We start from the raw sequence: 26,541 nt of genomic DNA on the forward strand, positions 1-26,541 counted from the left end.
CGCGTAAGTCTCCTTCGCATCAGGGGGCGGGGCAAACGTCCATGCGCAGCATAGCCGCCCCCGCCCGCTGCTCGATCCCCGGCCTCACACCGTCACGGCCCCGTCGGAGGCCGAGCCCACGGTCGTCACGTACTTGGCCAGCACGCCCCGCTCGACCGCCCGCTCGGGCCGCACCCACGCGGCCCGCCGCCCGGCCAGCTCCGCCTCGGGCACCAGCAGGTCGAGGGTGCCGGCCGCGCTGTCGATGCGCACCGTGTCGCCGTCGCGCACCAGCGCGATCGGCCCGCCGTGGTACGCCTCCGGCGCCACGTGCCCGATCACCAGCCCGTGCGAGACCCCGCTGAAGCGGCCGTCGGTGACCAGCGCCACGGAGGAGCCCAGGCCCCGGCCGACCAGCGGCCCGGTGATGGAGAGCATCTCGCGCATGCCGGGGCCGCCCGCCGGGCCCTCGTACCGGACCACGATGACGTCCCCGGCCACGATCCGGCCCTCCTGGATGGCGACGTAGCAGTCGCTCTCCGAGTCGAACACCTTCGCCGGCCCCTCGTGGCGGAAGTCCTCCTTGCCGCCCAGCTTGAGCACGCACCCGTCGGGTGCCAGCGAGCCGCGCAGGATGGCCAGCGCGCCACGCCGCTTGAACGGCTGCTCCGCGCTCGCCACCACCTGCTGCCCCGGCGTCTCCCGCGCGCCGGCGGCCACGTCGGCCAGCGAGCGGCCGTCGACCAGGGTGACGCTCTCGCGCAGCAGCCCCGCCTCCAGCAGGCGGCGCACCACCAGCGAGGTCCCGCCGGCCCGCCACAGGTCCAGCGCGGTGGCGTCGCCGCCGCTCGGCTTGAGCCCGGTGATGATCGGGACCTGGCGGCAGACCTCGCCGATCCGGTCGATCTCCAGCGGCAGCCCGGCCTCGCGCGCGATGGCCAGCAGGTGCAGCACCGCGTTCGTGGAGCCGCCCATGGCCGCCACCGACACGATCGCGTTGTGCAGGGCGTCCTCGGTGAGCACGCGCGAGGGGCGGGCGTCGTCGGCCAGCGCCCGCAGGGCGAGCTCGCCGGCCCGGCGGGCCGCGGCGTTCTTCTCCTCGGCCACCGCGGGGATGTCGCCGAGGCCGAACGGCGCCAGGCCCAGGAACTCGGCGACCGTGCCCATGGTGTTGGCGGTGTACTGCGCGGCGCAGGTGCCGGCGCCCGGGCAGGCGTGCCGGGCCAGGTCGTCGAGGTCGGCCTGGTCCATGCGGCCGACCTCGCGCTCGCCGAGCGCCTCCCACATGTCCTGGATGGTCACGTCACGGCCGCGCCAGCGGCCCGGCATCATGCTGCCGCTGTAGAGGACCACCGACGGCACGTCGAGGCGGGCCAGCGCCATGATGGCCGCCGGCACGGTCTTGTCGCAGCCGACGATCGCCACCAGCGCGTCGAACTGGTGGGCCCGGCCCATCAGCTCGATCGAGTCGGCGATGACCTCCCGGCTGATCAGCGAGGTGCGCATGCCGGGCGTGTGCATGGTGAGGTTGTCGGAGACCGCGATGGTGTTGAACTCCATCGGCAGCCCGCCGGCCGCCCGCACCCCCTCGGCCACCTCGGCGGCCAGCTCGCGGTGGGTCAGGTTGCACGGCATGGTGCCGGTCCAGGTGGAGGCGATGCCGACCACGGGCCGGCGCATCTCCTCCTCCGACATGCCCATGGCGTACAGGTGGGAGCGGGCCGGTGCGCGGTCGGGATCGTCGGCGATGCTCAAGAGGATTCCTCCGATGTACGGGTTGCGGCACCTCAATGATCCAATGTCCGGATCCGGTGTCGCCTCCCGGCCCCCCTCACTGCTCGCGCAGGCCCCAGGGTGAGCCGTACTCGACCAGCAGATCCAGGAACGGGCGCGGCTCGAACGCCTCGGGCCCCAGCACGCCCGTGCCCTCCCAGACCCCGCCGGCCAGCAGCTCCAGCGCGATCACCGGGTTGACCGCGGTCTGCCACACCACGGCCTGCGAGCCGTACTCGCGCATCGACCACTGGTTGTCCACCACGTGGTAGAGGTACACCTCGCGGGCCCGGCCGTCCTTGACGCCCTTGACCCAGGTGCCGGCGCACGTCTTGCCGTGCATGCGCTCGCCCAGCTCGGCCGGGTCGGGCAGCACGGCGGCGACCACGTCGCGCGGCGACACCCTGGCGGTGCCCTCGTCGGTCCTGACCGCGACCGGCTCGGTGCGGTCCACGCCCAGCGCGTGCAGGGTCTTCAGGGTGCCGATGAACTCCTCGCCCAGCCCGTACTTGAACGTCACCCGCTGGGCCGGGATCCACCTGGGCACCAGCACGACCTCTTCGTGCTCGACGTTCACGCACTCCACGGGGCCGATCCCGTCGGGGAAGTCGAAGATCTCGGGCTCGCTGAACGGCTCGGTGGTGTACCAGCCGCGGCCCCTCTCGTAGATGAGGGGCGGGTTGAGGCACTCCTCGATCGTGGTCCAGATGGAGAAGGAGGGGGCGAAGTCGTAGCCGTCCACGGTCAGGTTCGCGCCGTCCCTGATGCCGATCTCCTCGATCTCGTCGAAGAGCTCGTCGGCGGCGTACCGGGCGAAGACGTCGGCCAGGCCGGGCTCGACGCCCATGCCGACCAGCGCCAGCCTGCCCCGGGCGGCCCACTCGGCCGCGCGGGCGAACTGCTCGTCGCCCAGCTTGACGCCGACCTCCTGGTACGGGCGGTCGGGGTGCGGCTTGGACATCGACATGGCCATGTCGAGGTAGTGCACGTCCGCCGCGAGGGCGGCCTCGAACAGCGGCAGCACGAAACGGGGGTCGGTGGCGTTGAGCAGCACGTCGCAGCGGTGCTCGGCCAGCAGCGCGGTCACGGCGCCGGTGTCGGCGGCGTCGATCCTGGCGGGGGTGAACCTGGCGGCCTCGTCGCCGAGCGCGGCGACGGCGGCCTTGGCCCGGGGGAGGTCGTAGTCGGCGACCACCATGTGGTCGAAGAAATGTCGGCGGGCGGCGATCCGCGTGATGGCGGTTCCCACACCGCCTGCTCCTACGAGAAGGATACGCATGACGATAGATCCCCTTTTATGGCTTTTTTGGGGGGTGTGTCCTACATCAAACGCGCGTAGGGTCATCAACGTCAATGGCGTTGGCATAAGGAGGCCTTCCATGGCCAAGCGGGTGGTGCCGGAAGCGGCACGCCGGCGGCGGCGTCCCACCAAACAGGGGCAGGTGCTCACCCACGCGCTCATCGTGGAGACCGCGCTGCGCATGCTGAGCGAGCACGGGGCCGCCGGGCTCACCGCCCGCCGGCTGGGCCTGGCGCTCGGCGCCGACGCCAGCACCGTCTACCGGTACTTCCGCGGCATGGACGATCTGCTCCTGGCCATCGCGGACGAGCTGTTCGGCCGCGCCATGGCCTCCTTCCGGCCCACCGGCGACTGGCGGGCCGACCTGCGCGAGCTGGGCACCCGCATCCACAACGCCTACCTGGCGCACCCGCAGGCCGCCGTGCTGACCGCCAGCCGCGTCACCGGCCGGCCCAACGAGGTGGCCAGCGACGAGACGATCATCGGGATCCTGCGCGGCGCCGGGTTCGCGGACCGGGACGCCGTGCGGATCTACCACGCGTTCATCGACCAGAGCCTGGCCTTCGCCATCCTCGACGCCGCCACCCTCGCCCTGCCGAAGGCGGCCAGGGAGGCCGACGAGGAGGTGTGGCGCGACACGTACGCGCGGTTGCCGGCCAGCACCCACCCCAACATCGCCGCCACCGCGCCGCTGCTGGTCGCCAGGATGAACGACAGCGCCTACCCGACGGCGCTCGATCTGCTGCTCGCCAGCGCGGCGGCCCAGCTCGCGGGGTAGGGCTCCGGGTATGCCGGAAGGCCATCTGATCCACCGCCACGCCCGCGAGCAGCACGCGGCCCTGGCCGGCCACGTCGTGCGCGCCGCCGGCCCGCAGGGGCGCTTCGACGCCCGGCCCTACGACGGGCGGGCGCTGGCCGGGGTCGAGGCGGTCGGCAAGCACCTGCTCTACCACTTCGAGGGCGGCCTTCCGGCGATCCACGTGCACCTGGGCATGCGGGGGATCTTCCTGCGGTACGACGACCCGGCGGCAGAGCCCCGGCGCGGCACCCGGCTGCGGCTGGCCACGGGGGAGGTGGCGTACGACCTCATCGCCCCCTCCCGGTGCGAGCCCCTCGACGCGGCCGGCGTCGGCGCGCTGTTCGTCTCGCTCGGGCCCGACCCGCTGCGCGAGGACGCGTCCGCGCCCGAGGCGGTGCGGCGGCTGACCGGGTTCCGGGGGCCGGTCGGGGCCGGGGTGCTCGACCAGGGGGTGTGGGCGGGCATCGGGAACGCCTGGCGGGCCGAGCTGCTCTTCCTCCTCGGGCTGCATCCCGGCACGCGCGGCCTCGACGCGGAGACGGCGCTGCGGCTGTGGGAGGCGGCGGTCACGTACCTCGCCCTGGGCAGGGACGCGGGGCAGGTGGTCAGCGACCCGGCCGCGCCCGACGAGCGCTGGGTCTACAAGCGCGAGCACTGCCGGCGCTGCGGCACGCCCGTGGAGACCTGGCAGCTCGCCTCCAGGACCGCGTACGCCTGCCCACTCGACCAGCCCAGGTAGCCTGAGCAGTGACATGGCCACCACGATCCGTAACCCGCTCCTGGACATCCGGCGCATCTACGTCGAGCCCGCCGCCGCCGAGCTGCCGCGCGGCCGGGAGATCCTGGCCCGCTTCCCCGGCGCCGAGCGTGTCGAGGTCGAGAGCCACCACCGCATCCCCGAGCTCTACGGCGATGAGGCGAACGTGGCCCGCTGGGTCCGCATCAAGACCGAGGCCCTCGTGCTCGGGGTCAAGAAGTCGCTGACCGCGCGCCCCAACGGCCGCTCCGCCCACTTCATCGCCCCCTCCACGGCCAACGGCTGCGCGATGGCCTGCGCCTACTGCTACGTGCCGCGCCGCAAGGGCTACAGCAACCCGATCACGGTCTTCGCCAACATCGAGCAGATCCTCGGGTACGTCGAGCGGCACGCCGGCCGGCAGGGCGTCATGGCCGAGGCCGGCCAGATCGACCCGCACGCCTGGGTCTACGACATCGGCGAGAACTCCGACTGCTCGCTCGACGCCACGGTGTCCGACAACGTGCGTGACCTGGTGGAGCTGTTCGGCCGGCTGCCCAACGCCAAGGCCAGCTTCGCCACCAAGCACGTCAACCGCGACCTGCTCGGCTGGGAGCCCAGAGGCCGCACCAGAGTGCGGTTCAGCCTCATGCCGGCGGCCGACTCCAAGCTGCTCGACATCCGCACCTCGCCCATCGCCGACCGCATCGCGGCGATCGACGACTTCGTGGCGGCCGGCTACGAGGTGCACGTCAACTTCAGCCCGGTCGTCGTACGGGACGGGTGGCTGGAGGACTGGGCGGAGCTGTTCGAACAGCTCGACGACGCCCTGGGCGCCGAGGCCCGCGCGCAGCTCGCCGCCGAGGTGATCTTCCTGACCCACAACGACCGGCTGCACCAGGTCAACCTCGGCTGGCATCCCAAGGCCGAGGAGGTGCTGTGGCGGCCCGAGCTGCAGCAGGCCAAGCGGTCGGAGACGGGCGGCTGGAACGTGCGCTACCGCAACGGGCACAAGGGGCGTTACGTCGCGGCGCTCACCGGCCTGATCGAGGAGCGGCTGCCGTACTGCCGCATCCGGTACGCCTTCTAGCGGCCACGCGCCAGGCGCTTGTTCAGCGAGGCCAGGGAGTCGTCGGCCATGAGAGCGGGCAGGCGGGGCGCGTCCTGGTCGATCTGGCGCAGCACGGCGGGGTGGCCGCCCTGGTGGCGGGTCCAGGCGCGGACGACCTCGGGCATGGCCGCGATCGCCGCCTCCGAGAGGATCGCCTCCCTGGGCAGCCACCGCGTCAGGAACTGCGCGGCCCTGGCCGGGCTCCACCACAGCGGGTGGTCCCCGACGAACTCGACCAGCTTCCCGAACGCCTCCTGGGCGCCGGGGACGTCGGGCAGCGTGTCCAGAGTGATCTCGGACGCGGTGTCACGCGTGCGACCGGGCACATCACCGTCCGCGGGCTCGGCTGTTCGGCTCGGCGTCGTGTCGCGGGTGCGGGTGAGGGCGGTGCGGGCACGGGTGAGCGCGAACGGGCGCACGGCCGGCAGCGTGTCGGCGACCTGCGCCCCCATGACGCGGTCGGTCAGCTCGAAGGCGTCCAGGATGCGCGCCGCCACGCTCTCGGGCGGCGTCGGCCGCAGGTCCAGCTCGTCGAGGAACTTCGCCTCCTCGACCACCGCGTCGACGGCCAGGCCGCCGCTGGGCTGGTCGATGCCGACGACGAGGACGTGCGGCTCCTTGCCGTTGTCGTAGCGGAAGGACAGGGCCGCCAGGACCTGCTCGCCATAGGGGTCGGCCTTGCCGTACCAGCCGCCGTCGCAGGTCACCGCGCCCATGCGGCGCACCCACCCGGGCAGGCTGTCGATCACCGCGCTCCCGGCCGCCGCGTACGGGTTGTCCGCCCCCCGATCGTTGACCGCCGCCAGGGCGGCCTGGGCGAGGCGTGCCTCCTGGCCGCCGTCCTCCGCCGATCGCCGCAGGAACTCCTCCGCCTGCTCCGACGCCTCCAGCTCGGCCGTGAGCCGGGCGGCCCAGAGCTCGGTGCGCAGCGGGGAACGCCATCTGAGCAGGTCGCGGGCCTGAGTGATCGCCGTCTCGAACGCAGTCGTGCTCACCCTTAGACCGTATCGTCGCGGCGCACCGGCACAGTCCGTCACCCGTACCGGGGGGCGCGCCGTCACCCGTACCGTTGCGACCTGCCGGCGGCGGCCCTCACCGCCGGAGGTCCCGCGGCGCGATGACGGTGGCCAGCCCGTCCAGCAGGCGTTCCAGGCCGAAGGCGAACAGCGACTCCAGGTCCAGCTCCGCGCCCGGCTCCGTGATCCGGGCGATCAGCGCCCCTTCGAAGGGCAGCCGCGCCTTGACCCACTGCTTGCTGGTCAGCCCCGTGTCCAGCTCGGCCCCCGCCTCGCTCTCGATGTTGATCGCCGTGCCCCGCACGAAGTTGACCAGCGTGCCGTAGACGTGCAGCCGGGTGCCGGGATCCAGGCCGAGGTCGTCGAGCGCGCGCAAGGTCCACTGCCCGTACGCCAGCAGCCCCGGCAGCGCGACCGGCCGGGTGATCGACACCAGCCGCGGCAACCACGGATGGCGATGGTAGGCGCCCCACTGGAGCTGAGCGGCCACCCGCAGGTGGGAACGCCACCCCGGCGGCGGCTCCGGATACTCGATCTCGGCGAACGCGGCGTCCGCGATGAGCTGGGTGAGCTCGGCCCTGGCGTCGAGGTGCCGGTAGAGGGTCATGGTGGCGACCCCGAGCTTGGCCGCCACCGCCCGCATGGACAGCGCGGCCAGACCGTCGGCGTCGACGATCTCCATGGCCGCGCGGACGAGCCGGTCGCGTTCCAGCCCTCCGGCCGACCGCGCCGGCAGCCTCCGGGGCGCGACCACGGCGCCGACCCGGGACGTGGACTCGATGGCGCCCGCCTGCTTGAGCGCGGCCAGCGCCTTGGTGGCCGTCGCCATCGCGACACCCCACTCGCTCATGATCGCCCTGGTCGTGGGGACGGGATCGCCGGGCCGCAGCTCCCCCTCGGCGATGCGGCGCTCGATGTCGGCCACGATGCGCAGGTACGGCGGTCGCGGATCGTTCACGACGTCATGCTGCCATGCCTCAGTGATCGGGCAGCCAGTTGCCGTGCAGGCCGAGCGGCACCCTGACGGGGAGGTGCACCCGCGCGACGGGCTCGCCGGTGAAGTCCTGGGCCGAGAGGATCACCAGGTCGGCGGCGCCGCGCCCGGCGTCGTGCACGTACGTCAGCAGGTACCCCTCGTCCTCGCCCGCGCCCGTGGCGGCGAACACGGCCTCCCCGACCGCCGCGTCCCCGCCGAACCCGTGCACCTCAGCCGTCCCCCGCTCCAGGTCATGCTTGACCAGGGCGTTGGTGAAGGCGTCGTCGGGCGGCTGCCCCTCGGGCGTGAACGGGATCCCGTACAGGGCGGTCGCGGCCGAATAGCCGTAACGGTACGGCCGGGTGGCCCGCGCCTCGTTCACGCGGGGGAAGTCCTGGGGCCGGTCGTCGAGGCGTCGCTGACGGACCCCGTCCGGCGTGATCGTCCAGCGGTCCAGCACGGGCCGGATCGCCCCGGGGTCGGCGGGATCGAACGGCCCCTCGGCCGTGACCAGGTCGACCACGACGCAGTCGCCGTCGTCGTAGGCGTTGAGCGTGTGGCTGACGTGCACGGGGTCGAGGTCCAGCCAGCGCACCTCACCACCGGCCCGCGGCATCACGCCCACCCGGGTCGGATGCTCCGGCAGCCACCGGCACTCGAACCCGTCGAAACCCAGCGGGGTGTCCCACAACACCACGTGGGACTCGGTGAGTGCGAAGTCGTGCAGGAACGGCGTGCGGGTCATGGGGATGGCGGTGGTCCGGGCGACGCTTCCCCCGGCGTCGGTCACGATGTGCTGGACGAAGTCGTGGCCCGGCATGTACGACAGCGAGTGCAGCTCGCCGGTGAGCGGGTCGTGCTTGGAGTGCGCCCCCGCCGTGAACCCCTGCGCCGTCCCGCCCAGGTCGCACAGGCCCACCGTGTTCAGCTCCGCGTCCAGCTCGGCGGGCGGCAGGCCGCCCTCGGCCAGGGCGAAGACGCGCCGGGCGTGCTCGAACACGTGCACCATGGGCGCGAAGCCCGGTGTCCGTACGAAACGGTTGCGGTACCACTCGGCCCGGCCGTCACGCAGCCTCACCCCGTGCACCATGCCCTGGCCCATGCCCCAGATGTGCACGGCGGGGTCCTCCACGTTCAGCGCGTTGGGCCCGTTGCGCAGGTAGCGGCCGTTCAGCTCGATCGGGACGCGTCCGGTGACGGGGAGGTCGAAGGCGGTGATCTCTTCGGTGACGGGGGCGAAGGGCCCTTCCAGATACTTCATGTGAGCACCGTACGGAGAGGCACGCCTCGGCCCAGCGCCACGCGGGAAATCGTCGGGCTGTGCACTAGTGCAGGCACGCCCCGTCACGCCGCCGGCCCCCGAACCCCCGGCCCGGCACCGCGTACGACCTGCGGGCACCCCGCACACCCACCGGCCCGGTCCACGGCCGGCTTCGCGTGATCGGCCTGGCGTGCGCGACGCTTCGGGGCACAGTCGCGTGCGCGGCGCCGCCCACGCGGCGCCGAGGCTGGAAAGTGCGCCGCTTGCAGGTGTGCGTGCCGCGGCCCGGGCCGACGCGCAGGTGCGTCGTGGCCCGGGCCGTGCGTTCGTGCTAGCGGTTGTCGCCGGTCAGGCCGGCCTTGCGCAGGGCCTCGGCCATGGCGCCGCTCGGAGCGGGCCGGTCCTGGCGGCGCTGGCCGCCCCGGCCGTCGCCGCGCCCGCGCTGGCCGCCGTCACCACCGCGCTGACCATCGCCCCTGCCACGGCCGCCGTCACGTCCACCGTCACGGCCACCGTTCCCGCGACCGCCGTCACCGCGACCGCCGTCACCGCGGCCATCTCCACGGCCGCCCTCACCGCGACCGCCGTTCCCGCGCCCGCCTTCACCACGAGCCCCCTGGCCACGCCCCTGCGGGCCGTCGCCGCGCCCGCCCCCGGGCCGGCCGGCGCCCTTGCGGGGCCCGTCGCCGCCCTGCTGGGCCGTCGTCTCGTCCTCCAGGCGCAGCGTCAGGGAGATGCGCTTGCGCGGGATGTCCACGTCGAGGACCTTGACGCGGACGATGTCGCCGGGCTTGACCACGTCACGCGGGTCCTTGACGTAGTTGCGCGACATGGCCGACACGTGCACCAGCCCGTCCTGGTGCACGCCGACGTCGACGAACGCGCCGAACGCCGCCACGTTGGTGACCACGCCCTCCAGGATCATGCCGGACGAGAGGTCGGAGATCTTCTCCACGCCCTCCTTGAAGGTGGCGGTCTTGAAGGCGGGACGCGGGTCGCGGCCCGGCTTCTCCAGCTCGCGCAGGATGTCGGTGACCGTCGGAAGGCCGAACGTCTCGTCCGTGAACTCCTCGGGCCGCAGCGTGCGCAGCGCCGAGGTGTTGCCGATCAGCGCCTTGAGGTCGGTCTTGGCGGAGGTCAGGATGCGGCGCACCACGGGGTAGGACTCGGGGTGCACGCTCGACATGTCGAGCGGGTCGTCTCCGCCACGGATGCGCAGGAAGCCCGCGCACTGCTCGAACGCCTTCGGGCCGAGGCGGGGCACGCTCTTGAGCGCCGCGCGGGTGCGGAAGGGGCCGTTGGCGTCGCGGTGGCGGACGATGCTCTCGGCCAGCGTCGAGCCGATGCCGGACACGCGGGTCAGCAGGGGCGCCGAGGCGGTGTTGACGTCGACCCCGACGGCGTTGACCGCGTCCTCGACGACCGCGTCGAGCGAGCGGGAGAGCTTGGACTCGGCCAGGTCGTGCTGGTACTGGCCGACGCCGATCGACTTGGGGTCGATCTTGACCAGCTCGGCCAGCGGGTCCTGGAGGCGACGGGCGATGGAGACCGCGCCGCGCAGCGACACGTCGAGCTCGGGCAGCTCCTGCGAGGCGTAGGGGGAGGCCGAGTAGACCGACGCGCCCGCCTCGGAGACCACGATCTTGGTGAGCCCCGGCATGTGCTTGAGCAGGTCGCCGGCCAGCTTGTCGGTCTCGCGCGAGGCCGTGCCGTTGCCGATGGCGATCAGCTCGACGCCGTGGCGCTGCGCGAGCGCCCCCAGCACCGCCAGCGACTGGTCCCACTGCCGCTTGGGCTCGTGCGGGTAGATGGTGGCGGTCTCGACGACCTTGCCGGTGGCGTCGACCACGGCGACCTTCACGCCCGTGCGCAGGCCGGGGTCGAGCCCCATCGTCGGCCGCGCGCCGGCCGGAGCGGCGAGCAGCAGGTCGCGCAGGTTGGTGGCGAACACCCGCACCGCCTCCTCCTCGGCCGCCTGCCACAGCCGCATGCGCAGGTCGATGCCCAGGTGCACGAGGATGCGCGTGCGCCAGGCCCAGCGCACGGTCTCGCCCAGCCACTTGTCGGCCGGGCGGCCCTGGTCGGAGATGCCGAACCGGGAGGCGATGCGCAGCTCGTAGTCGGGGCTCTCGTCGGGCTCCAGGGTGACGGAGAGGATCTCCTCCTTCTCGCCCCTGAACATGGCCAGGATCCGGTGGGAGGGCAGCTTGGTGAACGGCTCGCCGAACTCGAAGTAGTCGGAGAACTTGGCCCCCGCCTCCTCCTTGCCCTCGCGGACCTTCGACGCCAGGCGCCCGTGGCTCCAGAACTGCTCGCGCAGCCCGCCGATGAGGTCGGCGTCCTCGGCGAAGCGCTCGATCAGGATGGCCCTGGCCCCTTCGAGCGCGGCGCCCGCGTCGGCGACGCCCTCGGTGACGAAGCCCTCCGCGGTGGCCGCCGGGTCGAGCGTGGGATCGGCGAGGAGCTGGTCGGCCAGCGGCTCCAGCCCGAGCTCGCGCGCGATCTGCGCCTTGGTGCGCCGCTTGGGCTTGTACGGCAGGTAGATGTCCTCGAGCCTGGCCTTGGTCTCGGCGGCCATGATCTGCTCGCGCAGCTCGTCGTCGAGCTTGCCCTGAGACTCGATGGACTCCAGGATCGCCGCCCTGCGCTCCTCCAGCTCGCGCAGGTAACGCAGCCGCTCCTCCAGCGTGCGCAGCTGCGCGTCGTCGAGGGTGCCGGTGGCCTCTTTGCGGTATCGCGCGATGAACGGCACGGTCGCGCCGCCGTCGAGCAGGTCGACGGCCGCCTGCACCTGCCCGTCGCGTACGCCGAGCTCTGCGGCGATCCGCTGGTGAATAGAGAGCACTTGCCTGCCTTTCGATGGTCCCGCCGGTCAATTGTGCAGGACGACGCCGTCTTTCATGACCAGAGTGCGCGCCGGGTGAACGACCACGGCCTCCGCCGGGCTCCCCGCGGGCACCACGACGAGGTCGGCGCGGTCGCCGGGAGCCAGGCCGTAGTCGTCGAGGCCGAGCGCCCGCGCGCCGCCGACGGTGGCGGCCTCCAGCGCCAGCTCGATGTCGTCGTCCCTGCGGAACGTGCTGCGGTAGGCGAGGTGCATGGCGCGCTCCAGCATGTCGCCGCTGCCGTACGGGCCCCACAGGTCGCGGATGCCGTCGTGCCCGCACGCGACCGTGACCCCGGCGGCCCGCAGCTTGCTGACGGGAGGCACGGGGAAGCTGTAGACGGCCGCGGTGACCACCGCGACCCCGGCCTCGGCCAGGCCCTCGACGAGGCGGTCCTGGTGGGCGTCGTCGAGCTGGCCCAGCGCGTACGCGTGGCTCACCGCCACCCTGCCGCCCAGCCCGAGCGCCTTCGTCCGCTCGATGATCAGCTCCAGCTCCCACCCGCCCAGCGAGCCCCCGTCGTGCAGGTGGATGTCGAGGTGGGCGCCGTAGCGCCCGGCCAGGCCGAAGATCAGGTCGAGGTGGCGCACCGGATCGCGGTCGATGCCCGCCGGGTCGAGCCCGCCCACCGCCTCCACGCCGCTCTTCAGCGCCTCCTCCAGCAGCTCGGCGGTGCCCGGGCTGGTCAGCACGCCGTGCTGGGGGAAGGCGACCTGGCGCACGTCGACGGGGGAGCCGGCCGCGGCCTCGCGCACGGCCTCCACGCCGCGCAGGCCGGCCACCGGATCGATGTCGGTGTGGGTGCGGACGTGCGTGGTGCCCGCCGCGCTCATGCGCTCCAGCAGCGCGGCGATCCGGGCCACGCTCGGCACGCCCAGCTCGGCGCGGCGGCCGAGGTCGTTGGCGATGCGGCCGGAGAGCGTGTCGTCGGCGGAGTGGGGCACCCACGGCCCGCCGTAGAGGGTCTTGTCGAGATGGCAGTGCGCCTCGACGAGGCCGGGCAGGACGAGCTGCCCCGCCACGTCGAAGACCCGGGCGCCGGGCGCCTCGATCGGGCCGAGCGAGACCCGGTCGACGCGGCCCTCGCGGACCAGGATGTCGGCAGGCGCCCCGAGCCCCCAGGGGAGCCCGCCGCGCAGCAGCACGTCGGTCATGCCCAGCACCCTAAAGGGCGGGACCGACGATTTCCCTGCCTCAGGTGTGACGGTTCTGAAGACCTACTCGACGACCAGCTCGACCGGGATGTTGCCGCGGGTGGCGTTGGAGTACGGGCACACCTGGTGAGCGGCCTCGATCAGCTCCCGCGCGACCTCCGGCGCGATGCCGTCGGGCAGCTCGACCCGCAGCGTGGCGGCGAGCTGGAAACCGCCCTTGCCGTTGGGCCCCAGGCCGATCTCGGCCGTGACGGCGGCGTCGGCGATGTCCACCTTCCTGCTCGCGGCCACGAACTGCAGCGAGGAGGCGAAGCAGGCCGCGTAGCCGGCGGCGAAGAGCTGCTCGGGGTTGGTGCCCTCGCCGCTGCCGCCCAGCTCCTTCTGCCGGGCGAGCTTGACGTCGAGCTTGCGGTCCGAGGAGACCGCGCGGCCGTCGCGGCCGGCTGCGGTGGCGATGGCGGTGTACATGTCGCTGCTCCTTAGTAGACAGACCTGTCTGTGCAGCCAAGAGTAGACAGATCTGTCTGGTATCGTCAACGGGTGAGCGTGAGAACGGCGAGCCCGGCACGGACCCGGGTGATGGAGACCGCCTCCCGCCTGTTCTACGGCGAGGGCGTCCACACGGTGGGCATCGACCGGATCATCGCGGAGGCGGGGGTCGCCAAGGCGACCTTCTACCACCACTTCCCGAGCAAGGACGAGCTGGTCAGGGCCTACATCGTCGAGCAGTCGGCGACGCAGCGCGGCCTGGCGGAGAGCGTGCGCGAGGGCTCACCGAGGCAGCGCCTGCACGCCGTCTTCGCCTACATGTGCGAGTTCGGGGCCGGCCCCGCCTTCCGCGGCTGCCCCTTCGTCAACACGGCGGCGGAATACCCCGATCCCGGGCACCCCGTGCGCGAGGCCATCGCCGCGCACCGGCGCTGGAACCGCGATCTCTACCGCGACCTGCTGGCCGCCGACGGCCACCCGGACCCCGACGGCACCGCCGACGTGCTCATGCTGGTCAGGGACGGGCTCGTGGTCGGCTTCGACCTCGACGACCCCGCCACTGTCAGGGCCGCCGTCGAGAAGGCGCTCTCCCGGGTGCTGAAGCCCTGATCAGATGGCGTCGAGGTGGGCGACGTTCGCCACGTCGGCCGGGTCGGTGCTCGGGCGCCCCGCGAGCCACGCGTCCAGGATCTCGTCCAGCACCACGTCCGAGGTGAGGCGGAGGCTGAGCGCCAGCACGTTGGCGTCGTTCCACTTGCGGGCGCCGTCGGCGGTGTAGGCGTCCACGCACAGCGCCGCGCGCACGCCGGGCACCTTGTTCGCGGCGATCGACGCGCCCGTGCCGGTCCAGCAGCAGACGACCGCCTGCTCGGCGCGGCCCTCGCTGACGTCCCTGGCGGCCAGCTCGCAGGCCCACGCCCAGTCGTCGCGCTCGCCGTCGCCGAGCGCGCCGTGGGTCACGACCTCGTGCCCCCGCCTGCGCAGCTCGGACACGACCCGCTCGGCCACGCCGTCCGTGCTGTCGGCGGCCACGGAAATCCGCATGCGTCCCTCCTCCTTCGCCTTCCAGGGTAGAGGCGGCACGCGGCCGTGAGACTGGCGTCAGAAGGCCGTATGTGCTTGGTTGTGGCGACATATGCGACTTGAAATGAACGACATTCCGGCCCTCGCCCGCGGCTGCGCCGTGCTGGGCACCGGTGGCGGGGGAGACGTGCGCACGGGGTCGCTGGCCGCGATCAGAGCCATCCGCGAGTACGGCCCCGTGCCCCTGCTGACACTCGGCGACCTGCCCGCGGACGCGCTGATCCTGCCGCTGTCCGGCATCGGCGCGCCGACCGTCAGCCACGAGATGATCCACGGGGAGGACGAGCCGAAGCGCATCGCCGAGGAGGCCGAGCGCATCTTCGGCCGGCCGCCGGGCGCGATCATGTCCTCCGAGATCGGCGGCGCCAACGGCGTCGCGCCCGTCGCCTGGGCCGCCCAGCTCGGGGTGCCGCTGCTCGACGCCGACGGGATGGGCCGGGCCTTCCCCGAGGTCCAGATGGTCTCGATGTACGTGGCGGGGATCCCGGCCGACCTGGTGATCATGTCCGACGTGGCGGGCAACGTGGTGACGATCCGCCCGGTCGACGGTCTCTGGTCCGAGCGCATCGCGCGGGCCGTCTGCGTGGCGGCGGGCTCGCACGCGCTGATGTCCGACTACCTGCTGACCGCCGGCCGGGCCAGGGGCGCGGTCATCGAGGGTACGGTCACCCGCGCCCTGGAGATCGGCCGGGCGACCGAGGGCACGGCGGACCCGCTCGGCGCCCTGCGCGACCGCCTCGGCGCCGCCAGGCTGATCACCGGCAAGCTGACCGACGTGGAGCGGCGCACCACGGGCGGCTTCGTCCGGGGCACGGCCACGATCGAGGGCACCGGCGACGACCGTGGCCGCCGCCTGAGCCTGGAGCTGCAGAACGAGAACCTGGTCGCGATCGAGGACGGCCGGGTGCGCGCCATGGTGCCCGACCTCATCACGGTCGTGGACACCGAGACCGCGGCCGCCGTCCAGACCGAGGGCCTGCGGTACGGCCAGCGCGTCACGGTGCTCGCCTGGCCCTGCGACCCGCTCTGGCGCACCCCCAGGGGCCTGGAGACGGCCGGGCCACGGGCGTTCGGCTACGACCTGGACTACGTGCCCGTCGAGGAGCTGTCACATGGCTGACCTGCGCATAGGGATCGACGTCGGCGGCACGAACACCGACGCGGTCGTGCTCGACGCCGACGGCCGGGTGATCGCCAAGGCCAAGCGGCCGACCACCCCCGAGGTGACCGAGGGCCTGCGGGCGGCACTCGACGCGGTGCTCGCGGAGCTCGGCGGCGGCCGGGAGGACGTCACGCGGGTCATGCTCGGAACCACGCACGCCACGAACGCCATCCTGGAGCGGCGCGGCCTCGGCCGGGTGGCCGTGGTGCGGCTGGGCGCGCCCGCCACCACCGCCGTGCCGCCGCTCTCCGACTGGCCGGATGACCTGCGCAAGGCCGTCTCGGCGGGCGAGGCCGTCGTGCCCGGCGGCCACTACGTGGACGGGCGCGAGATCAGCCCGCTCGACCTGGACGCCGTCCGCCGCTTCCTGGACGGCGTACGGGCCGACGCCGTGGCCGTCACCAGCGTGTTCAGCCCCGCCGACGACGCCCACGAGCGGCGGGTCGCGGAGCTGGTCGGGACCGAGTACGGCCTGCCGGTCTCGGTGAGCTGCGAGATCGGCTCGCTGGGCCTGCTGGAGCGCGAGAACGCGACCGTGCTGAACGCCGCCCTCTACGGCGTCGCCGCCCACGTCACCGGCGCCCTGGTCACGGCGCTGGCGGAGCGGGGCCTGGGAGCGCGGCCGTACCTGGCGCAGAACGACGGCACGCTCATGACGCTGGAGCACGCCGCCCGGCTGCCCGTCTCCACGATCGGCTCAGGCCCGGCGAACTCCCTGCGGGGCGCCGCGTACCTGTCGGGCGTGGCCGACGCGGTCGTGGTGGACGTGGGCGGCACGTCCACGGACCTCGGCGTGCTGACCGGCGGCTTCCCCCGGGAGTCGGCGGCGGCGGTGGAGATCGGCGGGGTGCTGACCAACTTCCGCATGCCCGACATCCTGGCCATCGCGCTCGGCGGCGGCACCGTCGTGCGCCGGCACGGCATCGGCCCCGACTCGGTCGGCTACCGGATCGTGCGGGAGGCGCTGGTGTTCGGCGGGGCGACGGCGACGATGACGGACGCGGCCGTCGCGGCGGGCCGCACCCCGCCGGGCGCCGAGGACTGGCGCGACCGCCTCCGGGGTGACAGGCGGGCTGACGGGCAGGGCGACGGGCAGGGCGACAGGCAGGGCGACAGGCAGGGTGACATGTCGGAAGAAAAGGCAGACATTCTGGAAAGCGCGGTTACCCTCGCCGACGAGATGATGATCGACGCCGTGGACCGGATGACGCTCGGCAGGACCGACCGGCCCCTGGTGGCGGTGGGGGGCGGGGCGTTCCTGCTGCCCGATCACATCCCCGGGGTGAGCCGCGTGATCAGGCCGGAGCACGCCGAGGTGGCCAACGCCGTGGGGGCCGCCATCGCCCTGGCGAGCGGCAGAGTCGATACGATCTTGCCAGCGGGAGACAGCCGGGCGGCGGCGATCGAGAGCGCCAAGGAGGAGGCGCGGGCGCGGGCCGTGGCAGCGGGGGCCGACCCCGCCGGAGTCGAGATCGTGGACCTCCTGGAGGTGCCGCTGAGCTATCTCTCCGAGCCCGCCGTGCGGGTGCACGTCAAAGCAGCCGGACCCCTCGCCCGGTGACACATCGAAAGGACCCCCCACCATGCGCTGGCACAAGCGTCTGCTCGTCGCCGGGGTAGCCGGTGTCCTCGCCCTGACGGCCTCCGCGTGCGCGGGCGGCCAGGTGCGCGGCGCGGGCGGGACGCCCCGGCCGCAGGCGAGCAGCGGCAGTCCGGCGGATCAGACCGGCGGGCAGGCCAACGACAGCACGTTCGTCTACGCGCCGAACTCCGACGTGGTCACCGACTGGGACCCGGCGACCTCCTACTCCAACGAGATCGTCGCCCTGGCCAACATCTACGAGGGTCTCACCAGGTACAACTCCCAGACCAAGCAGGCCGAGCCGCGCCTGGCGACCGAGTGGACCTCCTCGGGCGACGGCAAGGAGTGGACGTTCAAGCTGCGGCAGAACGTCAAGTTCCACACCGGCGACCCGATGGACGCCGAGGCCGCCAAGAAGGCGATCGAGCGGACGATCGAGAAGAAGGGCGGCGCCGCCTACATCTGGGACCCGGTGGAGAAGATCGAGGCGGTGGACGCGGGCACGCTGAAGTTCACGCTCGAGTACGCCGCCCCGCTCGACCTGATCAGCTCCTCCGGCTACGCCGCCTGGATCTACGACGTGGACGCCGTGGACGCCGACGGCAGGACGACCGCCGGCACCGGCCCGTACACGATCGACTCCTGGCGCAAGGGCGAGGAGAACGAGCTGACGCTGAAGGCGTTCCAGGACTACTGGGGCGGCTGGAAGCCCGAGCAGTACAAGAAGGTCGCCTTCCGCGTCACCCCGGAGATCACCACCGCCTGGCAGCTCCTGCAGAAGGGCGAGGTGAACTGGGTCAGGCGGCTGAACCCGCAGCTCTTCGCCCAGGCCGGCAGCACGCCGGGCGTGCAGAGCGCGCAGACGGAGTCGTTCCAGAACCTGCTGGTGCTGTTCAACACCGCCGACGGCCCCACCAAGGACGTCAGGGTGCGGCAGGCGCTGCAGCTCGCGATCGACTACGACGGCCTGGCGGCGGCGCTGGAGGGCTCGGGCGTCAAGGCCAGCGGCCTGGTGCCGCAGGGCCTGCTCGGCCACGTGGAGGGCATGGCGCCCAAGCAGGACCTGCCCAGGGCCCAGCAGCTGCTCGCCGACGCCGGGTACGGCCCCGACCTGGAGGAGCTGGAGCTCGACCTGACCTACGCCGTCGGCGACGAGGACCAGAAACTGCTGGTGACGCTGCTCGGCTCGACGCTGAAGCAGCTCAACGTGACGCTGCGGGCCAAGCCCATGAGCTGGGGCGCGCAGTGGGACCTGGGCAAGAAGCGCGGCCAGGACGTCTTCGTCATGTACTGGTACCCGGACTATCCGGACGCCTACTCCTGGTTCCTCAACGTGTTCAAGAGCGCCGACAAGCCGCAGTTCAACCTGTCCTACCTGAAGAACCCGGAGATCGACGCGGCCATCGGCAAGCTGCCCGAGCTGACGGCCACGGACCGGGCGGCGGCCGAGGAGGAGTACAGGAAGCTCCAGCAGAAGATCATCCAGGAGGAGGCGGCGGTCGCGGCGCCGTACGTGCAGCGCTACCAGCGCGCGCTGTCGGCGGACGTCCAGGGTTACCAGGACAATCCGGCCTATCCCAGCGTGGTCTTCTTCTACGACCTCACGCGCGCAAGCTAGGCCGTGCTCCGCCATCTGGCCCGCCGGCTCGGCCAGGCCCTCCTGGTCGTGGCCGGCGTGGTCGTGCTCACCTTCGCGATCATGCGGCTGGTGCCCGGCGACCCGGCGGTCGCGTTCGCCGGGCCGAAGGCCACGCCTGAGCAGCTCGCCGAGGCCCGCGCCCGCTTCGGCCTGGACGACCCGCTGCCCGTGCAGCTGCTGAACTACGCGCGCGACCTGGTCACCGGCGACTGGGGGACGAGCCTGCGCACCAGGCAGCCCGTGCGCGACGACCTCTACCTGGCCTTCCCCGCCTCCCTGGAGCTGGTCGGGGCGGCGCTGCTCGTCGCGATCGCGGTGGGCGTCCCGCTGGGGGTGCTCGCCGCCCGCCACAAGAGGCGGCTGCCGGACTTCGGGGTGCGGCTGGGCAGCATGCTGGCCGTCTCCGTGCCGGTCTTCTGGCTGGCCCTGGCGCTGCAGACGGTGTTCGCCGGCAACCTCGGCTGGTTCCCGATCGCCGGCGAGTACGACACCTCCCTCGACACCACCAGCCCGCTCACCCTCTGGACGAACATCACCATCGTCGACGCCCTCATCACCGGCAACTGGCCCATCTTCACCAGCACCCTCGAACACCTGGTGCTGCCCGCCCTGGTCGTGGCCGCCTACCCCACGGGGGTGATCGCCCAGATGACCAGGGCCGCGCTGATCGAGGAGTCGGGCCAGGACCACGCCAGGCTGGAGCGGGCGCTCGGGTTCGGCGAGACGTCGATCCTGACCAGGTTCGCGCTGCGGCCCGCGCTGAGCCCGGTGCTGTCGCTGATCGCGCTGGTCTTCGCGTACGCGATCGTCAACGGTTTCCTGGTCGAGGCCGTCTTCAACTGGCCGGGCCTGGGCCGCTACGCCGCCGAGTCGATCCGGGCGCTCGACACCCCGGGCATCGCGGGCGTCACCCTGCTGGTCGCCCTGGTGTACGTGCTGGCCAACCTGGTCGTGGACGTCCTCCAGGGCTTCGTCGATCCCCGCACGAGGTCCCGATGACGACGGATGCGCAACCGCTGCGCCGCGGCCTGCTGCCCCGCGTCCCCGACCGGTTCGCCGCGTTGGGGGCGGTGCTGCTCGCGGTCGTCGTGCTGGCCGCGCTGCTGGCGCCGTGGCTGGCGCCGTACCCGCTGGACGAGCCGCGCCCGCTGGAGCGGCTGCTGCCGCCGAGCGGCGCCCACTGGTTCGGCACCGACCAGGTCGGGCGGGACGTGCTCACCCGGATCCTGTACGGCGGACGCACCTCGCTGACCATCGCCGTGGCCGTGCTGGGCGTCTCGGCGGCCGTCGGGGTGACGCTGGGCGTGGTCGCCGGGTACGCGGGCGGCTGGCTCAGGGACGTGATCATGCGGGTCACGGACGTGTTCCTGGCCTTCCCCGCGCTGCTGCTCTCCCTGGCGCTGGCCGTCGTGCTGCAGCCCAGCGTGAACACCGTGATCCTGGCCATCGCGGTGACCTGGTGGCCGTGGTACACCCGGCTGGCCGCCTCCGTGGCCGCCTCGATCGCCACCCGCCCGTACGTGGACGCCGCCCGCTGCCTCGGCGTGCCCGCCCCGCTGATCATCGTGCGGCACGTGCTGCCGAACTCGCTCACCCCCGTCCTGGTGCAGCTCTCGCTGGACGCGGGCGGGGTGATCCTGACCTCGGCGGCGCTGTCGTACCTGGGGCTGGGCGCGCAGGAGCCGACGGCGGAGTGGGGGCTGATGGTGCAGCAGGGGCAGACGCTGTTCACCACGAACTGGTGGGTGGTGACCTTCCCGGGGCTGGCGATCCTGGTGACGGCGTTCGCGTTCAACGTGCTGGGCGAGGGGTTGCGCAACGCGCTCGACCCCCGAGCGGAGGTCAGGTGATCGAGGTACGCGATCTCCAGGTCCGGTACGGCGGGCGGCTCGTCGCCGACGTGCCCGCGCTGGACGTGGGCGCGGGGGAGTGCGTGGCGATCGTGGGGGAGAGCGGGTCGGGCAAGTCCACGACGCTGCTCTCGCTGCTCGGCCTCACCGAGAACGCCGAAATTTCAGGACATGTACGCGTATGTGGCGTGGACGTGCTCAGCGCCTCCCAGAAGGCGCTCCGCGAGATCCGCGGCGCCCGCGCGGCCCTGGTCATGCAGTCGCCGCAGGCCGCGCTCAGCCCCGCCACCCGCCTCGGCGTGCTCCTGCGCCGCGCGCTCAAGCTGCACGGCAGGCCGGCCACGGACGAGGTCATGGCGCGGGCCCTGGAGGCGGTCGTGCTCGACCGCGAGATCCTGCGCCGCTACCCCCACGAGATCTCCGGCGGCCAGGCCCAGCGCTTCGCCATCGCGCTGGCCATCGCCCTGGGCGCCGAGGTCATCCTGGCCGACGAGCCCACCAGCGCGCTGGACGTGACCGTACAGGCCGAGGTGGTCGGCGTGCTGCGGCGGCTGCGGGCCGAGCGGGGCCTGGCGCTCCTGCTGGTCTCCCACGACCTGGCGCTGGTCTCGACGATCGCCGACCGGGTGCTCGTCATGAAGGACGGCGCGGTCGTGGAGTCGGGGCCCGCCGCCGAGGTGCTGGCGCAGCCGTCCCACCCCTACACCCGAGAGCTGCTGGAGGCGCTGCCGTGACCACGCTGAGGGCCGAACGGGTGACGCTCGGGTACGGCCGCCGCCCGGTCGTGCACGACGTGAGCCTGGACATCACCGAGGGCGGCGTGGGCCTGATCGGGGAGAGCGGCTCGGGCAAGACGACGCTGGCGCGCGCGTTCCTGGGCCTCCTGAGCCCCATGTCCGGAAATATCTGGTACGGCGACCAGAACCTCAAGAAGGCGGATCTGAGGGCGTTCAGGAAGGACGTGCAGCCCGTCTTCCAGGCCGAGGCGCTCGATCCCAGGATGCGCGTCGGCCGCTCCATCGCCGAGGCGCTCCCGCGCGCCGCCCGCGCCCGTGTCGCCGAGTTGCTGGAACAGGTCGGCCTGGACCCCGAGCTGGCCGGCCGCCGCCCGCACCAGCTCTCGGGCGGCCAGCGCCAGCGCGTGGTGATCGCCCGGGCCCTGGCCGTCGGCCCCCGCCTGCTCATCCTGGACGAGCCCACCAGCGCGCTGGACGTCACCGTCCAGGCCAGGATCCTCGACCTGCTGGCCTCGCTGGAGACCGAGCGCCTGCTCATCACGCACAACCTGGCCGTGGTGGAACGGCTCTGCCGCACCTCGCACGTGCTCTTCGCGGGCCGCGTGGTCGAGTCGGGCCCCACCTCGCAGCTCCTGGCGAACCCGGCCCACCCGTACACCAGGGCGCTGCGCGACGCGGTGCCCAGGCTGGGCGGCGCCCCGCCGGAGGCAACGGGCAGGACGGAAGCGGTCCCCGCCGCGACGGGCTGCCCGTTCAGGCTGCGCTGCCCGCTGGCCGTGCCCGGGTGCGAGCAGGCGCCCGCGCCGCGGGACGTGGCCGGCCGCCAGGTGGCCTGTCACCGGGCGGAGGACGTGCTCTCCGCCTGATTCCTCAGGTACACGCACATGTCGTCGGCGAGCTTGCCCATCAGCCGGGCCAGCTCCGCCCGCTCCGGCTCGGGCCAGCCGGACAGCACGGCCTCGAACCACTGCGAGGCGGCCCGGCGGCACGCCAGCGCCGCGTGGCCGCCGTCCTCGGTGAGGGCGATGCGCCAGGCCCGCCCGTCGTCGGGGTCGCGTACCCGCTCCACCAGGCCGCGCCGCTCCAGCGCGGCCACGTGCCGCGTCACGTGCGGGCTCTCGACCTGAAGGCTCTCGGCGATCTTCCCGATCCTGCGCGGCTCGCCCGCGTCCAGCAGGTCGACGAGGATCTGGACGTCCGGCCGGTCCAGGCGGATGCCCGCGGCCTCGGTCAGCCGCTCGTGCGTCTTGGCGCGGTTGAGTGAGGTCGCGAGCCGGCGATAGGCGTCCACCGTACGGTGCAGATTCTCGTCCATCCGCTTGATTACCTAACTTACGTATGTATTATCGGTTCTCGGTTACTTACCCAAGTTATCTAAAGGAGCCGACATGGCGACAGTCGTCGTGCCCGCGTCACGGGCAACGACCAGCCGGAACCCCTGGCCCGCGGTGATCTCACTGGCCTTCGCCGCCTCCATCGCCGCTCTCCAGAACACCGCGGTGGTTCCGCTGCTTCCCGTGCTGCAACGGGAGCTGAACACGTCGTTGAGCGCCGTGAGCTGGACCCTCACGCTGAGCCTGCTGGTGGGCGCGGTGTCCACACCGCTGTTGTCGCGCTTCGGCGACATGTACGGCAGACGCCGCATGATCCTCGCCGCCCTGACGCTCCTGGTGATCGGCTCCGTCATGGGCGCGCTGGCGACCTCGCTGACCTGGCTGATCGTGGCACGGGTGTTGCAGGGCTTCGTGTCCGCGCTGGTGCCGCTGTCGATCGGGGTGGTCCGGGACTCCCTGCCCAGGCAGCAGCTCGCGACCGGCATCGGGGTGCTGAGCGCGACCATGGGGTTCGGCAGCGGCGGCGGCATGATCCTGGCGGGGCTCGCCTCCGGTGACTACCACCTGGTCTTCTGGATCACCGGCGGCATCTCCCTGGTGGCGGGCATCGTCGTGGCCTTCCTCGTGCGTGACTCGGCCCCGCCGGTCAAGGGCCGCCCCGACCTGCTGGGGGCGGCGCTGCTGACCGCGTGGCTGGTCGCGCTGCTGCTGGCCGTCAGCGAGGGCGGCTCCTGGGGCTGGACCTCGCCGGGCGTGCTCGGGCTCTTCGCCGCGGCCGCCGTGCTGGCGGTCGTGTGGGTGCTGGTCGAGCGCGGGGTGGCCGAGCCGCTGGTGGAGATGGCGATGCTGGTGCACAGGGGAACGGTCGGGGCGACGGTGTCCTCGTTCCTGCTCGGGTTCTCGTTCTTCACCCTGCTGACCGGCATGTCCGGCTTCGCCCAGGCGCCGGAGGCGGCGGGCGGGCTCGGGGCCACCGTCCTCCAGGTCGGGATCTACCTGCTGCCGAGCACGCTCTTCATGCTGGTGATCTCGCTGTTCGCGGGCCGGATCATGCGCAGGCTGCCGGCGTCCGCCATGGTGGCGATCGGCTCGGGGGTCACCGCGCTGGCCGGGCTCTGGCTGGTGGTCCAGCACACGGCGCCGGCGCACCTGTACGTGGCGTCCTCGCTGATGGGCGTGGGCCTCGGCGTCGGCTACGCGGCTCTGGGCACCATGGCCGTGGAGCACGTGGCTCCGGACAGGACCGCCGTGGCGGCGGGGGTGAACGCCCTGGTCCGCATCGTGGGCGGCAGCGTGGCGGGCGCCGCGATCGCCGCCGTGCTGGCCGCGGGCGGCGGCTACCCCTGGGTCTTCGGGGCAGCCGCCGGAGCGGGCGTCGTGGCCGCGCTGTTCGCGGCCGGGTACGGCTATCTCAACCGCGGGCCGGTCACAGCGCCTTCAGGCCACTGATCACTTCCAGCAGCACCTTGGCGTCCGGGGCGGGCGGCGGCAGCTCGACCTGCACGAGTTGCTGGGCGTGCAGGTCGCCGACCAGCACCCGGACCACGCCGATGGGCAGGTTCAGCTCGGCCGCCACGTCCACCAGCCGCGTGGGCTGGGTGCACTTCTGCAGGATGATGAGGTGCTCGGGGTCGAGGCCGCGGGGCGGCGTGAGGCCGCCGGCGGTGATGATGACCGCGATGAGGTCGATGGCCTCGCTCGCGGGCACCGTACGGCCCCTGGTCAGCAGGTAGGCGGGGACGATCGGACCGGCGTCCTCGTCCAGCCAGCGCTCTTCAGTCACTACGCACCACCCGCATGGGGCGAGCGGCGGGCTCCTTCTGCACGGCGATCGCCGGGGCTTCTGGCTCCGGCTCCGCCACGTGCTCTTCCGGGATCAACACGATCGCGGTGGTCCCTCCATATGGTGAACCGCGCAACGTCACGCGGATGTCGTGCCTGGCGGCCAGGCGGGAGACGACGAAGAGGCCGAGCCGGTCACTGTCGGCCAGGTCGAACTCCGGCGGGCTGGCCAGCCGCTCGTTGTACTCGGCCAGCTCTTCTGGTTCCATCCCGAATCCCCGGTCCTCGACCTCGAAGGCGAAGCCCCGGGCCGTCCCCTCGCCGCGCACGATGACCGTGGTGTGCGCGGGGGAGTAGACGGTGGCGTTCTCTATCAGCTCGGCGATGAGGTGGATCACGTCGCCGACCACGGTGCCGGCCAGGCGCTGGCCGGACATCGGCTCGATGACGACCCGCTGGTAGTCCTCCACCTCGGCGGCGGCGCCGCGGGCCACGTCGAGCAGCGGCACGGGCCGGCTCCAGCCGCGTCCGGGCGTGGCGCCCGACAGGATGATCAGGCCTTCGGCGTGGCGGCGCATGCGCGTCGTCAGGTGGTCCAGCTTGAACAGGTCGTCGAGCTGCTCGGGGTCGGTGGCCCGGTGCTGCATGTCCGCGAGCTGGATGCGCTGGCGGTGCAGCAGCGTCTGGCTGCGCCTGGCGAGGTTGCGGAAGACGTGCCCGACGCCCTCGCGGAGCTGCGCCTGGCCGACCGCGGCCTCCACCGCCGTCTGCTGCACGGTGGAGAACGCCTGGCCCACGTCGTCGATCTCGACCGTGGTGCTGGCCACGGACAGCTCGGGCATCTCGACCTTCTCGCCCTTGCGCAGCTTGGCGACCACGTGCGGCAGCCGCTCCTGGGAGACCTCCAGCGCCGCCAGCCGCAGCGCGCCGAGCTCCTTCGACAGGCGGTCACCCATGCGCAGCGAGAACGCGATCGACACGATCACCAGCGCCAGCGCCGTGCCCGCCAGCAGGAACGCCCGCGACAGCACCTCGTCGGCCACCGGGTCGGCGCGCTCGTTCAGCAGCGTGCTGGCCTTCATCTGGGCCTCGTTGAACGACTTGGCCAGCCCCTCGGTGGTGCTCAGCCAGCCCTGCGGCGTGCCGCCCGCGATGATCTGGTCCTCCATCATCCGCATCCGCTGGTAGGCGGGGGAGCTGATGAGGGCGACCTGGGGATCGCGCAGCGCCGGGTCGAGCTCGCCGAGACCCTGGTCGATGAGGAAGCGCCGGTTGCCCGCGATCTGGGTGAACAGCCTGCGCTCGGCCGCGTCGACCGTGCCGAGGCCGATGGCCTGCTCCCTGCTCAGCAGCTCCCTGGCGTAGCCCATCTCGATGACCACGCGCGACTGCTCGTAGATCGGGATGTCGTCGATCAGCGCGACCTTGCGGTGCAGGCCGTACAGGGTGTCGATGACCGAGTTGTACGCCTCCACGCTGTGCAGACGGTCCGACAGACCCGCGTCGATCTCCCCACGGACCGAGTCGAGCCTGTCGAGTTGCGTGTACACCGCGTTCACCTGTGTGCGGATCTCTTCCGATCTGTCCTTGATGGTGCTGGAGAGCTGGGTGAAGGAGTCGCGGGCGGCGTCGGTCTTGGTGCGCTGCGCGGCGACGGCGGACTCGTCCGCCACGTTACGCAGGAGCTGGGCCGAGATGAGACGTTCGCGCTGGATCTCGCTGATCAGTTTGTACGCGGGCAGGCGGAGGTTCGTCCAGACCGTCTTGTACTGACGCAGCTCCAAGCTCTCGCCGGCGGTGACGGCGGTGATGACCCCCCACAACACCACCATGGAGGTCAGCGGCACCAGTAGTAGTCCGATGATCTTCATGCGGATCGTTCGGCTACGACCC

The 26,541-nt window shown here is 72.6% G+C and carries 24 protein-coding genes; 12 read left to right on the forward strand and 12 right to left on the reverse strand.

The features are described from left to right. Positions 1-84 precede the first annotated feature (84 nt). Positions 85-1,734, reverse strand: a complete 1,650-nt coding sequence (gene ilvD, locus HD597_RS61120; RefSeq protein WP_253758396.1) for a dihydroxy-acid dehydratase — start codon at positions 1,732-1,734, stop codon at positions 85-87. Between the two features lie 76 nt (positions 1,735-1,810). After that, complete coding sequence (locus HD597_RS61125; RefSeq protein ID WP_276083322.1) at positions 1,811-3,031, reverse strand: saccharopine dehydrogenase family protein; 1,221 nt, start codon at positions 3,029-3,031, stop codon at positions 1,811-1,813. Between the two features lie 100 nt (positions 3,032-3,131). Between HD597_RS61125 and HD597_RS61130 the strand changes: the two genes are divergently transcribed. The 3 genes from HD597_RS61130 to HD597_RS61140 are packed head-to-tail and all read left to right on the forward strand — an operon-like array spanning position 3,132 to position 5,677. Continuing rightward, positions 3,132-3,830 (forward strand): TetR/AcrR family transcriptional regulator, encoded by a 699-nt coding sequence (locus HD597_RS61130; protein ID WP_253758400.1) that lies wholly within the window; start codon positions 3,132-3,134, stop codon positions 3,828-3,830. Between the two features lie 10 nt (positions 3,831-3,840). After that, on the forward strand, positions 3,841-4,590 hold the full coding sequence (locus HD597_RS61135; protein WP_253758402.1) for a DNA-formamidopyrimidine glycosylase family protein: 750 nt from the start codon (positions 3,841-3,843) through the stop codon (positions 4,588-4,590). Between the two features lie 13 nt (positions 4,591-4,603). Beyond that, positions 4,604-5,677, forward strand: coding sequence for a spore photoproduct lyase family protein (locus HD597_RS61140; RefSeq protein WP_253758404.1), 1,074 nt, complete (start codon positions 4,604-4,606; stop codon positions 5,675-5,677). Here HD597_RS61140 and HD597_RS61145 read toward each other — a convergent pair. From HD597_RS61145 to HD597_RS61170, 6 genes are all read right to left on the reverse strand, one after another. Beyond that, positions 5,674-6,693, reverse strand: coding sequence for a hypothetical protein (locus HD597_RS61145; RefSeq protein WP_253758406.1), 1,020 nt, complete (start codon positions 6,691-6,693; stop codon positions 5,674-5,676). The genes HD597_RS61140 and HD597_RS61145 overlap by 4 nt on opposite strands. A gap of 97 nt (positions 6,694-6,790) precedes the next feature. Continuing rightward, positions 6,791-7,672, reverse strand: coding sequence for a TetR/AcrR family transcriptional regulator (locus HD597_RS61150; RefSeq protein ID WP_253758408.1), 882 nt, complete (start codon positions 7,670-7,672; stop codon positions 6,791-6,793). A gap of 19 nt (positions 7,673-7,691) precedes the next feature. After that, positions 7,692-8,951, reverse strand: a complete 1,260-nt coding sequence (locus HD597_RS61155) for a carotenoid oxygenase family protein (protein WP_253758410.1) — start codon at positions 8,949-8,951, stop codon at positions 7,692-7,694. A gap of 331 nt (positions 8,952-9,282) precedes the next feature. Beyond that, complete coding sequence (locus HD597_RS61160; protein ID WP_253758412.1) at positions 9,283-11,796, reverse strand: Tex family protein; 2,514 nt, start codon at positions 11,794-11,796, stop codon at positions 9,283-9,285. Between the two features lie 27 nt (positions 11,797-11,823). Next, positions 11,824-12,990 carry an amidohydrolase gene (locus HD597_RS61165; protein WP_253758414.1) on the reverse strand — a complete coding sequence of 389 codons (1,167 nt, stop codon included), beginning with the start codon at positions 12,988-12,990 and terminating at the stop codon, positions 11,824-11,826. Between the two features lie 63 nt (positions 12,991-13,053). Further along, the gene (locus tag HD597_RS61170; RefSeq protein WP_253758416.1) at positions 13,054-13,458 is read right to left on the reverse strand and encodes an organic hydroperoxide resistance protein; all 405 of its coding nucleotides are present in this window, start codon (positions 13,456-13,458) and stop codon (positions 13,054-13,056) included. 72 nt (positions 13,459-13,530) lie between these two features. Here HD597_RS61170 and HD597_RS61175 point away from each other — a divergent pair, with 72 nt between their 5' ends. Then, on the forward strand, positions 13,531-14,088 hold the full coding sequence (locus tag HD597_RS61175) for a TetR/AcrR family transcriptional regulator (protein WP_253758418.1): 558 nt from the start codon (positions 13,531-13,533) through the stop codon (positions 14,086-14,088). On the opposite strand, the gene HD597_RS61180 is transcribed toward HD597_RS61175, so the two are convergent. Further along, positions 14,089-14,523, reverse strand: coding sequence for an RpiB/LacA/LacB family sugar-phosphate isomerase (locus HD597_RS61180; protein ID WP_253758420.1), 435 nt, complete (start codon positions 14,521-14,523; stop codon positions 14,089-14,091). A 103-nt stretch (positions 14,524-14,626) separates the two neighbouring features. Here HD597_RS61180 and HD597_RS61185 point away from each other — a divergent pair, with 103 nt between their 5' ends. The 7 genes from HD597_RS61185 to HD597_RS61215 are packed head-to-tail and all read left to right on the forward strand — an operon-like array spanning position 14,627 to position 22,398. Beyond that, entirely contained in the window at positions 14,627-15,682 is a 1,056-nt protein-coding gene (locus tag HD597_RS61185; protein ID WP_253758421.1) for an S-methyl thiohydantoin desulfurase family protein, read from the forward strand. Continuing rightward, positions 15,675-17,285, forward strand: a complete 1,611-nt coding sequence (locus HD597_RS61190) for a hydantoinase/oxoprolinase N-terminal domain-containing protein (RefSeq protein WP_253758422.1) — start codon at positions 15,675-15,677, stop codon at positions 17,283-17,285. The genes HD597_RS61185 and HD597_RS61190 overlap by 8 nt, the downstream gene beginning before the upstream one ends. Before the next feature lie 22 nt (positions 17,286-17,307). Next, complete coding sequence (locus HD597_RS61195) at positions 17,308-18,924, forward strand: ABC transporter substrate-binding protein (RefSeq protein WP_253758423.1); 1,617 nt, start codon at positions 17,308-17,310, stop codon at positions 18,922-18,924. Positions 18,925-18,927: 3 nt separating this feature from the next. After that, positions 18,928-19,944 (forward strand): ABC transporter permease, encoded by a 1,017-nt coding sequence (locus tag HD597_RS61200; RefSeq protein WP_253758424.1) that lies wholly within the window; start codon positions 18,928-18,930, stop codon positions 19,942-19,944. Next, positions 19,941-20,795: an ABC transporter permease gene (locus HD597_RS61205; protein WP_253758425.1), complete on the forward strand. Its 855-nt coding sequence runs from the start codon at positions 19,941-19,943 to the stop codon at positions 20,793-20,795. Before HD597_RS61200 ends, HD597_RS61205 begins: the two co-directional genes overlap by 4 nt. Continuing rightward, the gene (locus tag HD597_RS61210) at positions 20,792-21,529 is read left to right on the forward strand and encodes an ATP-binding cassette domain-containing protein (RefSeq protein ID WP_253758426.1); all 738 of its coding nucleotides are present in this window, start codon (positions 20,792-20,794) and stop codon (positions 21,527-21,529) included. The genes HD597_RS61205 and HD597_RS61210 overlap by 4 nt, the downstream gene beginning before the upstream one ends. Then, positions 21,526-22,398, forward strand: coding sequence for an ABC transporter ATP-binding protein (locus tag HD597_RS61215; RefSeq protein WP_253758427.1), 873 nt, complete (start codon positions 21,526-21,528; stop codon positions 22,396-22,398). Before HD597_RS61210 ends, HD597_RS61215 begins: the two co-directional genes overlap by 4 nt. Here the strand turns inward: HD597_RS61215 and HD597_RS61220 are convergent. Continuing rightward, the gene (locus HD597_RS61220; RefSeq protein WP_253758429.1) at positions 22,368-22,847 is read right to left on the reverse strand and encodes a MarR family winged helix-turn-helix transcriptional regulator; all 480 of its coding nucleotides are present in this window, start codon (positions 22,845-22,847) and stop codon (positions 22,368-22,370) included. The genes HD597_RS61215 and HD597_RS61220 overlap by 31 nt on opposite strands. A 73-nt stretch (positions 22,848-22,920) precedes the next feature. Here HD597_RS61220 and HD597_RS61225 point away from each other — a divergent pair, with 73 nt between their 5' ends. Next, a complete protein-coding gene (locus HD597_RS61225) occupies positions 22,921-24,315 on the forward strand; it encodes an MFS transporter (protein WP_253758431.1) in 1,395 nt (464 codons plus the stop codon). On the opposite strand, the gene HD597_RS61230 is transcribed toward HD597_RS61225, so the two are convergent. Next, on the reverse strand, positions 24,293-24,649 hold the full coding sequence (locus HD597_RS61230; protein WP_043630385.1) for a DUF742 domain-containing protein: 357 nt from the start codon (positions 24,647-24,649) through the stop codon (positions 24,293-24,295). The genes HD597_RS61225 and HD597_RS61230 overlap by 23 nt on opposite strands. Further along, entirely contained in the window at positions 24,642-26,519 is a 1,878-nt protein-coding gene (locus tag HD597_RS61235; protein ID WP_253758433.1) for a sensor histidine kinase, read from the reverse strand. Before HD597_RS61235 ends, HD597_RS61230 begins: the two co-directional genes overlap by 8 nt. Positions 26,520-26,541 lie beyond the last annotated feature (22 nt).

This window comes from Nonomuraea thailandensis (genome assembly GCF_024172165.1).
Classification (GTDB): Bacteria; Actinomycetota; Actinomycetes; order Streptosporangiales; family Streptosporangiaceae; genus Nonomuraea; species Nonomuraea thailandensis.